Here is a 12,087-nt window from a genome sequence, read left to right on the forward strand (position 1 = left end):
GGTGAGCGCCCCGGTCGCCGGGGTCAGCCCTCCGTGGCGATCACGACGGCGACGAGCAGGACGAGGAGGACCACGCTGACCCCGTTGGCGATCCAGGAGTAGCGCTTGAACCGGGCGGCCCGCCCGTGGTCGCGCCGCTCCGCGAGGGCGATCGCGGCGAAGACGATCCCGGGGATGGCGAAGACGTTGCACAGGGAGCTCACCATGATGATGGCCAGGACCAGGGAGACCACCATGCCGGCCTGGCCGGGCGGCTCCCGGTAGGACCCACCGTAGGCGGGCGGGATGCCGTAGGCGGGCGGGGGACCGTACCCGGGGGGAGCGCCGTGTCCGGGGGCGAAGGCCGCAGGAGGGGGCGGGGGACCGTACCCGGGGGGAGCGCCGTAGCCGGGCGGTGGACCGTCACCCGGCGCAGGGCTGTAGCCGCCCGTGCCGGCGTCGTAGTCGTAGCCCTCCGGGCCGGGGGGCCCGTGCTGCCAGTCGTCCTTCATCGAGGGGTTCTCCGTGCTCTCGGGGGAGGGGCGAGGATCCGGGTCAGGAGTAGTAGGCCGTCACGGCCACCAGGACCAGGACCGGGACGAGGAACACGACGAACATCGCCAGGTAGGCGAAGTTGCAGGCCCAGGTGTACCGGAGGAACCGCTCGACCTCGGCCGTGTCGGGGATCTTCACCAGGGCGGTGACGCCCAGACCGATCCCGGGGATGTTGGTCAGCAGGAGGAAGAACCACAGCCCCAGGGACACGCCCAGTGCCGGTATCGCCAGGGTGAGGACCGCGACCACCAGGGCGGCGACGGCGCCGCCCACACGCGGAGGCGGTCCGACGGGCCGAGGAGCCGCCGGGGGCCGGACGGCGGACGGCGGCGCGGTCGCGGACGGCGGCCGGGCCGGAGGAGGACCGCCCCGGACACCGCCCGTGGGCAGGGGATGTCCGGGAGAGGAGACCTGTTCCCTCTCCCAGAAGGCCCTGGGGCCGCCTCCGCCGCTCACAGTCCGCCGCGCTCCCCGGTCGTCGCCCTACCCCGCATTCCCGTTCCTCTCGGTCAGACGCCGCGCCCGGATCCGTGGTTCACCCGTCCGCGATCAGTAGTTCGTGATCGGGACGATACCCCCGATCCACGACCCGGCCTGTGTGAGTGTCACGAAGGTCAACACCATCATGACGAAGAACATCACACCCGCCGCCCCCAGGCAGTACCAGGAGTAACGCGTGAGGGTCTCCGCCTGGTCCGGACGCCCCCGGTCGCGGGCATGTCCGGCCCGTACGGCGAACACCATCCCCGCGACCCCGAAGAGCCAGTTCGCGCAGCACAGGAACGTGATCGCGTGCAGGATCAGGGCCATCGTGGAGCTGTTGGCGCCACCCGTCCCCGGGCCGGGCCGGTCGTTCCGGGCCTCGCGGTCGGCGTCGTGGCGGTCGGTGGACTCGGGCCTTCGCGCCGCCTCGCGACCGCGCTCGCCGTCGCGTCCGTGGTCGCGGGGGGACGATGCCCCGGGGGGCAGCGATGCGTTGCTCATGGGGGTGTCTCTCACCGTCAGTGGGTCGACCAACGACACCACACTAGCCCGCCCGTCACCCACCACCACCCCAAGCGGACACTTCGTGTTCGGTCGGGGTCTTCCCCTCAACGGACGCCTGCGGCGGGGTGTCCCCGGGCCCGTCACCCGCCACCACCCCAAGCGGACACTTCGTGTTCGGTCGGGGTCCTCCCCTCAACGGACGCCTGCGGCGGGGTGTCCCCGCGCCCGTCAGTCCGCCTCCCGTTCCAACTCGGCGACGGCGGTGATCCGGTGGATCGCGAACCGGTGCACGGCCGCGCGCGTCGTGTCGTAGGCGGTCAGGAAACCCCCGTCGACCCCCGACGGCCGGACGATCCGGCTCACCTGGCGGCCGTCGGTGTCGGTGTAGCCGATCCACACCCGCCGCTCCTCCCCGGCCGCGTGCGTGAGTACCTCCATGACCGCGTTGGCCCGCGACCCGGGCGGCCCGTCCTCGGGGAGCGGAACCGGCCGCCGCTCCGCCGTGGCCGCCTCGTCCCCGGCGCGCACCGCCCGGACCGCCGCCCCCACCAGCGCGGCGGTCGGCACCGGCTCGACCGGGGGCGGCACGTCCGCCGGTTCGGCCCGCCGCACCTCCGGGCGGCTCAGGCTCATGCTCCCGTCCCCGCTCTCGGGAACCGGGTGGTAGCCCAGCTGTCGCAGCCGTTCGACCAGGGTGGAGCGGCTGACCCGGCTCGCGACCACCGTCGGCGCCAGGCGGACCAGTCCGAGGTCGCCGGCGCGGCGGTCGGCGACCAGCTCCTCCAGCGCCGCCGGTTCGTCGCACCTCAGGTAACTGGAGGCCGAGCCCGCGCGCAGGCGCCCGTGGCGGCGGCCCACGTCGGACACCAGGTACCGCAGCGCCTGGGGTACCGGTGTGCGCGAGTGGCGTTCGAGCAGGGAGGTGATGTCGGCGACGCCCCGACCCGCGTCGAGCGCCCGCCGCACGGAGCCCTCGGTGAAGCGGAAGACGGTGGCGCCACCGGTCGACTCCACGTCCGCGACCAGCGCGAGTTCCCGGGCCAGCTCGGTCACCAACGGCCCCGGGGCGATCGCGGTCATGTCCCCCTGGAGGAGGACGTGGTCGAGCGGGCGGGGCAGTTCGGCGGCCAGCACCCGCGCGGCCGCGTCCCCGTCACCCTCCAGCAGCGGCCGCGCGTGGTCGGCCAGGGCCCCGCGCCCGGTCAGGCCGAGTACGGCCGCCTCGTCCGCCGCCGCCCGTACGAGCTCCGTGTACACGGGGGACTGCCGACGGGGCCGACGCCAGGCCAGGCGCGCGTTCAGCGAGTCGGGCAGCGGCGCGAACCCCGGCTCCGCGGTCGCCAGCTCGCCGAGCACGTCCCGGCGGGCCTGTGACGCGGCCGGTCGGGTCAGCCCGGGGCCGAGCACGTTGCGCGCCCGACCGCCGGAGTCGGTGGACCCGGTGAGCGCGGCGACGCGGTCCGACTCCAGCCAGGCCGACGCCAACCGCAGCCACCGTTGTTCGGGAGGGCTCTCCCGCCACAGGTCGTACTCGCGGGTGGGCAGCCACTCGCCGGCGACCCGGTCGTCGGCGCCGATCAGCCCGGCGGAGTGGGCGGCCTCCACCAGCAGGGCCGCGGTGCTCTCGTCGGTGTCCATCGTCTGGGCGGCGCGGCGCAGGTCCCGGACGCCCATACCGCCGTTGCGGAGTACGGCGGCGGGGTCCTGTGACCAGTGTTCCAGGAGTTCCTCGACCGCGCGCAGCACCGTGAACGCCTGTCCCGCCGCGGCCCGGGTGACCGCGTCCCCCGGGTTCTCCGTGCCCTGGAACGGCGGCGGCGCGACGGTGACCTCCCGGAACAGCTCTCCCGAACGCAGCGCCAGGCCGACCTCGCGCGGCAGGGTCAGGGTGTCGTCACCGGTGGGGACGAGCAGGGCGCGGGCGACGAGTGTCTCGACCGGGGACGCCGCCGTGGCCAGGTCGATCTCGCGCCGCGCGTCCGACACGGTGCCGTTCGGCGGACCCCACGCCATGCTGTCCAGGAGCCGGTGGGCCGGTGCTCCGACCTGGGCGACCAGCCCGTTCACCCGCGCCGGGTCGGACAGGAGGGTGGCGACCGTCTCGACCGGGGTCGCGGCGGTGCTGTCGGGCGCCAGGTCGTCGGCGAGCCGCTTGACCGTGCCGTGCGGAAGGACGGCGAACAGGGCGCGCGCGGGCGGGCCGAGCCGGGCGGGGTGGGGGAGGAGGTCCCGCAGGACCTGTACCGGGCGCAGCCGCCCCTGGTCGGGCCAGACCAGGGCGAGCCGGTGCAGGGTGTCCAGGGCGCGCGTCAGCGGGTCGTCGGCGGGGACGGGGCTCAGCCCGAGGGCGGCGGCCAGGTCGGCGGGAGGGGCACCGACCGGTTCGGAGAGCCGGTCGTCGCCGAGCGCCACGACCGACTCCAGGACCTGGAGGGTGAAGCGGTCGAGCCGCTCCAGCACGCGCAGGACCGCGTTGCGACTGGTCGCGCGGGCGGCCAGGGCGCCGATGTCGGCGGGCACCGGCTGGGCGAGGTCGGGCCGGGCGGCCAGCAGCGCGGCGAGGTCGTCGTCCGAGCGGCTGCGCAGCCAGGACGTGAACGTCGGGGGTCGGCCCGGGGAGACCGCGTCACGGCTCTCCGCCCCCGGTCGGTGCCGGTCGGGCTGTGCGTTGTCGCTCATCGTGTCCACGCTAGGCGATGCCGTGCCGCGCGTCGCGCCTCCTCCTCGCTACCATTCGTCACAGGGCACAAGGCCGAATTCGAACAGAATTCGACGGCCAAAACCAAGGATAAGGGTTAAAAGCCAGGTCATTGTGGGCCAATATGGGGGCATGTCCCAGCGCTCGGAACAAGTGGTACTCGACTATCTGTCCGAGGTCGGCCTGATCCTGCACGGTCGGATGACCGCCAGGGAGCGCACCGCCTACCTGGCCGACCTCCGCTCGCGGATCGACGCCCGCCGCGCGGCGGAGGGCGACTCCGGTCCCGACGCGGTCCGCGACGTCCTGCGGTGCTTCGGCACGCCGCAGGACCTCGTCCGCAGGGAGTGCGAGGGCCGTGACCTGGACATCCAGGACGACGAACTCATCCCTCCCCAACCCGCGCAGGCCAACCGGGAGCCGCCGCCGTGGCGCGGCGGGCCCAACCGCGGTCTCATGGCGCTCCTGGACCGGAACGGAGGAGGGGAGGAGACCGACACGTCCGGGACGGCCCGGCCGGGACCCCTGCGCGGTGCCGTGCTCGTGGTGCGCACGTACCCGGGGGAGGCCGCCGCTCTGGGGCTGATGCTGCTGACGGTGCCGTGGCGGTGGGAACTGGCGTTCGTGTGGGTGCTCGCGGCCGCCCTGATCGTGCTCAGCCGGGTGTGGAGCACCCGCGACAAGTGGGTCGGCGTGGGGCTGCCGGTGGCGTCCTGCGTGGTCGCGATGCTTCTGTGGGACGGCGAGGCCAAGTTCGTCGACCGGTACATCCAGGAGTCGCTGCCCGCCACGGGGGTGATCGGGCTCGGCCTGGCGTGCCTGGTGGCCGTGTTCTACCTGTACCCGAGGGCACTGCGGTCCGCCCTGGCCGCCGACCGGGCCCGGGAGGGGACCGCGGAGCGCTGAGGCGGCCCCGCGCCCGCGCCGGTCCGCCCGCACTCCGCCCGGGTCATCGCTTGGCAAACGCTCGGAATAACCTTCTCCGCCCCGCCGGTGACGGCGCGTCCGAATCCACGACTTCGTGTAGACCTGTCCCTACGCAGACGCGTCCGCACGGCCGGCGGCCGCGTCCCCAGAGGTGACCCGGTCTCCAGCCCGGGGCACCGCAAAGGTCGCGTGGCCCGCGCCCCCGCCGAGTCCCGTCCCACACTCCGCGCTCAGCGGTGCGCGGGCCACCGCCGACGTACGAGGCCCGGAGGCCGACATCCTCCGGGCCTCGTCGTGTCGGCACGGGGTTCTCGGTTCCGCCGACCGGACGGGGGTGCCCGGAACCCGCCGGGACACCGCTCCCGGCGCGCGTCCGCGCGGCCACGGCGGGTGAGATATGCCCTCGCGTCCGAAGGGTCTCTCCCAGTACCTTGGTCACCGTCCCCGGCAATCCAGGGGCGCCACGGGAACGGGTGGGAGGGCGGGTCAGGATGCTCCCCGGTGTCCGCTCCCCGGTGCCTGACAGCGAAAGCGTGAGGTCACTACGTGCCCACCGGCAAGGTCAAGTGGTACGACGGCGACAAGGGTTTCGGTTTTCTCACCCGCGACGACGGCGGCGAGGTGTTCGTGCACTCCTCCTCCCTGCCCGCGGGAACGACGTCCCTCAGGCCCGGCCAGAGGGTCGAGTTCGGTGTGGCCGAGGGACGCAAGGGCGCGCAGGCGCTCCAGGTGCAGCTCCTGGAGGGCCAGCACTCGGTGGCCAAGGCCCGGCGCAAGAAGCCGGATGAGATGGTCGTCATCACCGAGGACCTGATCAAACTCCTGGAGGGGCTGTCGGAGGGGTACCGGCGGGGGCGCCAGCCCGAGCGCCGGGAGTCGTCCAGGATCGCGTCCGTCCTGCGTGTGGTCGCCGACGACCTCGACGTCTGACCCCCCGCCCGCCCGGTGTCCCACGGCTCCGGGCGCGGCCCCACCAGGGCGACGAGACCCGGTCCGGGGGAGGAACCGGGCGAACCTTGACCCTCGACATGGTCAAATCGGTGTGCGCGATCAGTGAGAATGGGGAACGTGAGCCCTTCTCGACGTTCTCCTGTACCGGACAAGGCCTGTATCGAGGCGGTGGACCTGGCCCGCTCGGCGGCCGCCGAGGTCGGGCGGCCCGAGTGGGTGGGAGAGCACAGCGCCCCCCAGGTCGAGGGCACCCGGCTGGTCACCCACTACTTCACCTGCATGGACCCCGCCTACCCGGGGTGGAACTACGCCGTGACCGTGGTCCGCGCCTCGCGCGCCAAGGCGGTCACGGTCAACGAGGCCGTTCTGCTCCCCGGCGAGGGCGCCCTCGTCGCGCCCGAATGGGTCCCCTGGAAGGAGCGGCTGCGCCCCGGTGACCTCGGCGCGGGCGACCTCCTGCCCACGGACGAGGACGACGAGCGCCTCGTCCCCGGCTTCGCCCAGGTACCCGAGGGCGAGCTGGACGAGGAGGGCGCCGACCAGCAGATGCTGTGGGAGCTCGGCCTGGGCCGCCGCCACGTGCTCTCCGAGGCCGGCCGCGAGCAGGCCGCCGAGCGGTGGTACAACGGCGAGGCCGGTCCGCGCAGCCCGATCGCCACCGCCGCCCCCGCCCGCTGCGCCACCTGCGGATTCCTCACCCCGCTCGCCGGTGAGCTGCGCCAGATGTTCGGCGTGTGCACGAACGAGTTCGCCCCCGACGACGGCAGGGTCGTCTCGCTCGACCACGGCTGCGGCGCCCACTCCGAGGTCCGCCACCCGGCCGACCGGAACGGGCCGGTGGCGCCGGTCGTCGACGAACTCGGCTACGACCACATCACCTTCGAGGACACCGCCGAGCTGGAACTCGTCTCCGCCGACTCCTGATCCCCGCCCCGGCCGTGTGCGCCCCGTGCGCACCGGCACGCGGGGCGTCAGGAGAACCACAGGTACGTGATCGCGACCGCGGCCGCGAAGATCAGCGGGACGATGACCAGCCACACCAGGAACGACCACACCCTGAAAGCGAGGGGGAGGTCCCTCACCCGCCTGTGGCGCGGATCATGGCCGCTGCGCTCCTCCTCCACGACGGCCCTGGGGAACCACCGGTGGAACGGGCGCAGGTGGAGCACCACCGCCACGAGAACCAGGTCGTAGAAGGCCAGTGCGGCGCGGACCGGGACACCCTCGGCCCACAGCGCGGCGATCGGTAGGACCATGACGAGGGGGACGGCCGCGATCCGCCACCGGGACCGCCTCGTCGGCATCCACGGCACCATGACCGCCCAGAACAGGGCGGCCGCGCCCGCCGCGGCGGTCCAGTAGTAGGTCACGGGGATGTCCAGAAGCACGAGTGTCACCGTTCCCGTTCGAACAGGGGGTCCGGGCGGGACGGGACGGTCGCCGCCGTCGGACCCCGGACGGTCGTTGGGAATCCGACGCGGCGGACACCCGGTCGGTTTCACCGGCGGTCGGGTCCGTGCTCGCCCCGTTCGGCGCGTACCGGAGTGTGACTCTCCCGGGCATGGCCTAAGGTCGTTCTGCCGTCCGCGTGCGATCCGGGGCGGCCCCGCGCCCGGCTGGTCCGCACCGCAGGAGGAACCCACGATGGCCGAGTCGGTGACCGCTGGTGCGGTCGACCCCTTCAACACCGCCGAGCTGCGCCGTCGCGTGCTCGCCGCCTGGGCCGACGCGCCCGCCCGGTTCCGTGAGGACGCCAACGCCGAGGAGGACTTCGCGCTCGGCGGCTACCGCGACCGCGTCGTGGTCGAGCTGGCCCAGAACGCCGCCGACGCCGCCCGTCGCGCCGGCGTTCCCGGCCGACTGTCCCTCGCCCTGGAGGACGACCGGTTCACCGCCGCCAACACCGGCGCCCGCCTGACCACCGAGGGCGTGGAGTCCCTGTCCACCCTGCGCGCCTCCACCAAGCGCGGTGAGCACGGCTCCGCGGGCCGCTTCGGCGTCGGGTTCTCCGCGGTCGCCGCGATCAGCGACGACGTCACCGTCTCCTCCGGCGGCTCCGCCGTGTCCTTCAGCGCCGGGCGGGCCGGAAAGGCCGTCGCCGAACTGCTCACCGGGGGCACGGCGCACGACGACCTGGCCGACGAGGTGGAGCGCCGCTCCGGGCACGTGCCGATGCTGCGCCTGCCCTTCCCCTCGACCCCGGTCGAGGCGGAGGGCTACGACACCGTCGTCACGCTGGCCCTGCGCGACGCGACCGCCCGCGAGCGCGTGCGCGCCCTCCTGGAGGCCACCGGAGAGGCCCTGCTGCTGGCCCTGCCCGGCCTCACGGAGGTCCGCGTGTCCGTCGACGGCACCGAACGCCTCCTCACCCGGGACGACACCGACCCGGCGGGGCCGGTCACCACCCTGGGCGACGCCGACGGCACCCGGCTCACGCACTGGCGGGTCCTGACCCGCTCGGGCACCTTCGCCCCCTCCCTGCTGGCCGACCGCCCGGTCGAGGAGAGGGGCCGCGCGGACTGGGAGCTGACCTGGGCGGTGCCGGTGGACGCCGACGGGGTCGTGGCGCCCCTGCCCGCCGACGTCGAACCGGTCGTGCACGCGCCCACGCCCACCGACACCGAACTCGACCTGCCCGCCGTCCTCATCGGCAGCTTCCCCCTCAGCACCGACCGCCGCACGGTCCAGCCCGGTGCCGCCACCGACCTGCTGCTCTCCGAGGCCGCCGACGCCTACTGCGCGCTCCTGCGCCGCTTCGACGCCCGTGCCGCGCTCGACCTGGTGCCGGGCACGCGCGTGGGCGGCGGGGCGGTCGACGCCGCCTTCCGCGCCCGGGTCGCTGCCCCGCTCCAGGACACCCCCTTCCTCACCACCGCCTCCGGAGCCCCCGTGGCACCGCGCGACGCCGTGCTGCTCGACACGGGCGGTTCGGGCGGTGCGGGTGAGCTGGTCGGCGTCCTGGCCGACCTCGCTCCGAGCCTGCTCCCGGGGACGTGGAACCCGCGCCACCCCGCACTGACGTCCCTGCGGATGCGCCGCGTCGGGCTCGCCGACCTCGCCGACCTGCTCGGTGACATCGAGCGGTCGCCCGGCTGGTGGGCGGACCTGTACACCGCGCTGGAGATCGCGGGCAGCGGAGGGGCCGACCTCGACGAACTGGGCGCCCTCCCGGTCCCGCTCGCCGACGGCAGGCTCGTCCGCGGGCCGCGCTCACTGCTGCTGCCCACGGAGGAGTGGGCGGAGGTCGCCGACGCGCACGGTGAGCGGCTCGACCCCGCCGACCTGTCCGCGCTGGGCGTGCGGGTGGTCCACCCGGACGCCGTGCGGCCGCTGCTGCGCCGTCTGGGCGCGGTGGAGGCCAACCCCGCCGCCGTCCTGTCCGACCCGCTCACCGAGGCCGCCGTCCGCAACTCGCTGGAGGCCGAGGACCCCGAGCCGGTGGCCGAGGCCGTCCTCGACCTGGTGGCCGCCTCCGGGATGACCGTCGCCGACGCCCCCTGGCTGGCCGACCTGGCGCTGCGTGACGACGAGGACGGGTACTCCGTGGCCGCCGAGCTGCTCGTGCCCGGCGCACCCCTGGCCGACCTCCTCGTGGCCGACGCGCCGTTCGCAACCGTGCACGGGGACGTCGTCGAACGGCACGGGACCGAGGTCCTGCGCGCCGTCGGCGCGCTCTGGGAGCTGACCGTGGTCCGGGCCGAGGAGGTCGCGCTCGGCGAGGAGCTGGCGTCGGCCTTCGACGGGGCGGCCGGCGACGGCGCTCCGGACGGGTTGGAGGACTGGGCGGACGAGATGCTGGAGCGGGTCGGCGACCCCGACCTGCCGCCGGTCGTGCCGGAACTCGTGTGCGTGGCCGACCTCGACTACGTGGCCGACGACCGGTGGCCGGCGGCGCTGGCGATGCTCGCGAGCGGTCCGCTCCGCGAGGCGGTCACGTCACCGGCGCGGGTGCTGCTGCCGGACGGACGCGTGGCCGACGTGCCCTCGTACACGGCCTGGTGGCTGCGCACCCGGGCCCTCCTGGACGGACGCGCCCCGGTCGAGCTGCGTACCGAGGACGCGGACGCGGCGCTGGTCGGGTTGTACGACGAGGTACCCGCCGAGGTCGACCTGGAGTTCGCCCACGCCCTGGGCGTGCGCACGACCCTCGCCGAGCTGGTCGCCGACCCGGACGGGCCGGACGACCTGCTGTCCCGGTTGGCCGACCCGGCGCGGCACGCGGACCGCGCGGCGCTGCGGCGCCTGTGGACCGCCCTCGCGGGGGTCGACACGGACCTGGTCACGCCGCCGGGCCGGGTGCGCGCCGTGCACGGCGGGACCATCGTCGTGGCCGACGCCGAGGACGCTGTGGTCGTGGACTCCCCGGACCTGCTGCCGCTGCTCGATGACCGCCCGCTCGTGCTGGCGCCCGCCGACGCGGCGGAGTCTCTGGCGGACGTGCTCGACCTGGACCTGGCGAGCGAGACCGTGGACGGCGAGGTGGACGCGGGCGGCGAGGTCCGACAGGTCCCCGGGGAGGCCGAGCTGTTCCTCGACCCCGACGGTGAGCCGGACCGCACCTACCTGCACCACCAGACGCTCACCGTGGACGGCGTGGAGGTGGAGTGGTACGTCGGTGACGGGTCGGTCCACGCGGCCACCAGCGGCGGTCTGGCCCGCGCGCTGTGCTGGCGCGCCGGGCAGTGGGACCGCCGGCACCTGGTGGCGGCGGTCCTGCGCGACCCGTCCGCCGCCGCGACCCTGTTGGCCGAGGCCGACCTGGACTGAGGGCCGCTCCCGGTACCCCGTCATCCGTCCCCGGGAGAACGGCGGTCAGGCCAGGGCCGCGGCGAGGCGCTCGCCCAGGCCCTCCTCCCGCTCGCCCCACCCGGTGACGTCGACCTCGTCGCCGACGGACAGCGTCCCGGGGCGGGTGACCGCGAACTTGGCGCCGAACGCCACCCCGCCGCTGTCGGCCCGGCGGTAGCCCGCCAGGGAGCGCGTGGGCTCGGGCCCCCTCTTCTCCCCGGTCTCCTGGTCGACCGTGGGCACCGCGCAGCGGATGCACACCTTGGCGTAGCCGAGCTCGGCGGTGCCCAGACGGACGGCGCGGACACGGTCCTCGGTGTGCGGCTCCGACCAGCCCGAGACGACGACGTTGGGGCGGAAGCGGTTCATCGGAACGGCCTGGCCGCCCGTACCGGTGATCCGCTCGTTGAGCAGGTCCAGCGAGGCCAGTGAGGCCATGAGCACGGCGGTGCTGTCGGCGAACCCGCTGGTCCCCGGGGTCAGGCCGCCGGTCTCGCGGGCGTGGTCGCGGGGGACGCGCACCAGACGGCTGGCCGATCCGAGCGCCTCGGACAGCCACGCGGCGACCTCGTCGCCCTGGTCGACGCCGACGAACGCCTGCCTGTGCATCACCACGTCGACGCGCGGCCCCTCGGGGTCCACCTTGAGGTCGAGCGGTTCGAGCCCGTCCAGGCGCAGGCCCAGCCGTGTGCCGTCGGCGCCGACGTCCGCCCGTACGAGCGCCATCCGGGGGTCGACGCGCTGGCTGCGGAAGGCGCCCTCCGGGTCGACGACCATGAACGAGCGATCGTGCGCGATCCCCGCGGGTGTCATCTCCGCGCTGGTCACGGGTGTTCCGGCGCATCCCTTGACGGGGTAGCGGACGAGTTCGGTGATGCGTGCCATGAGCCGAAGGTACCGCGAGCGGAGGGTCCGCCGTCCACGCCGGTCCGGGCCTGTGACGCGCGGCCGGGTGGTGGCCCGGGCGGCGCGTGTTCGCCCCGCCGGTCGCGCCGTTCGGGCCCAGGAACCGGTAGCGACCGGCCCGCGTCACAACAGACAACCGGTTCCTCCTGGTACCGGGCTCGGCAACCGGGCACCATCCTTCCCCCGTCTTGGAGACCACTGATGAGCCGTGACCCCTTCCCCCGCCCCCTGAGCGGTACCGTCCTGGCCCGGGCGGCGGCCGGAGCCGCCTCCCTCGCCCTCGCCACAGCCCTGAC

The 12,087-nt window shown here is 74.6% G+C and carries 10 protein-coding genes; 4 read left to right on the forward strand and 6 right to left on the reverse strand.

Annotated features, from left to right (window positions below; genetic code table 11):
* Positions 1-23: 23 nt before the first annotated feature.
* The 4 genes from ACTVAJ_RS24110 to ACTVAJ_RS24125 form a co-directional block, all read right to left on the reverse strand.
* Complete coding sequence (locus ACTVAJ_RS24110) at positions 24-491, reverse strand: hypothetical protein (protein ID WP_470390518.1); 468 nt, start codon at positions 489-491, stop codon at positions 24-26.
* Positions 492-534: 43 nt separating this feature from the next.
* The gene (locus tag ACTVAJ_RS24115) at positions 535-807 is read right to left on the reverse strand and encodes a hypothetical protein (protein ID WP_470390519.1); all 273 of its coding nucleotides are present in this window, start codon (positions 805-807) and stop codon (positions 535-537) included.
* A gap of 276 nt (positions 808-1,083) precedes the next feature.
* Positions 1,084-1,518, reverse strand: a complete 435-nt coding sequence (locus ACTVAJ_RS24120) for a hypothetical protein (RefSeq protein WP_470390520.1) — start codon at positions 1,516-1,518, stop codon at positions 1,084-1,086.
* Between the two features lie 231 nt (positions 1,519-1,749).
* Positions 1,750-4,200, reverse strand: coding sequence for a helicase-associated domain-containing protein (locus ACTVAJ_RS24125; protein WP_470390521.1), 2,451 nt, complete (start codon positions 4,198-4,200; stop codon positions 1,750-1,752).
* Between the two features lie 151 nt (positions 4,201-4,351).
* On the opposite strand from ACTVAJ_RS24125, the gene ACTVAJ_RS24130 reads away from it, so the two are divergent.
* The 3 genes from ACTVAJ_RS24130 (at position 4,352) to ACTVAJ_RS24140 (ending at position 7,021) form a co-directional block, all read left to right on the forward strand.
* Positions 4,352-5,125, forward strand: coding sequence for a hypothetical protein (locus ACTVAJ_RS24130; protein ID WP_470390522.1), 774 nt, complete (start codon positions 4,352-4,354; stop codon positions 5,123-5,125).
* Between the two features lie 567 nt (positions 5,126-5,692).
* Positions 5,693-6,076 (forward strand): cold-shock protein, encoded by a 384-nt coding sequence (locus ACTVAJ_RS24135; protein ID WP_470390523.1) that lies wholly within the window; start codon positions 5,693-5,695, stop codon positions 6,074-6,076.
* A gap of 189 nt (positions 6,077-6,265) precedes the next feature.
* Positions 6,266-7,021, forward strand: a complete 756-nt coding sequence (locus ACTVAJ_RS24140) for a DUF3027 domain-containing protein (protein WP_470390538.1) — start codon at positions 6,266-6,268, stop codon at positions 7,019-7,021.
* Between the two features lie 47 nt (positions 7,022-7,068).
* On the opposite strand, the gene ACTVAJ_RS24145 is transcribed toward ACTVAJ_RS24140, so the two are convergent.
* Positions 7,069-7,494 carry a hypothetical protein gene (locus ACTVAJ_RS24145; RefSeq protein ID WP_470390524.1) on the reverse strand — a complete coding sequence of 142 codons (426 nt, stop codon included), beginning with the start codon at positions 7,492-7,494 and terminating at the stop codon, positions 7,069-7,071.
* A 247-nt stretch (positions 7,495-7,741) separates the two neighbouring features.
* Between ACTVAJ_RS24145 and ACTVAJ_RS24150 the strand changes: the two genes are divergently transcribed.
* Positions 7,742-10,864, forward strand: a complete 3,123-nt coding sequence (locus ACTVAJ_RS24150) for a sacsin N-terminal ATP-binding-like domain-containing protein (protein WP_470390525.1) — start codon at positions 7,742-7,744, stop codon at positions 10,862-10,864.
* A 45-nt stretch (positions 10,865-10,909) separates the two neighbouring features.
* On the opposite strand, the gene ACTVAJ_RS24155 is transcribed toward ACTVAJ_RS24150, so the two are convergent.
* On the reverse strand, positions 10,910-11,770 hold the full coding sequence (locus ACTVAJ_RS24155; RefSeq protein WP_470390526.1) for an MOSC domain-containing protein: 861 nt from the start codon (positions 11,768-11,770) through the stop codon (positions 10,910-10,912).
* Positions 11,771-12,087 lie beyond the last annotated feature (317 nt).

This window comes from Nocardiopsis sp. KDC1DS13DA1 (genome assembly GCF_055632325.1).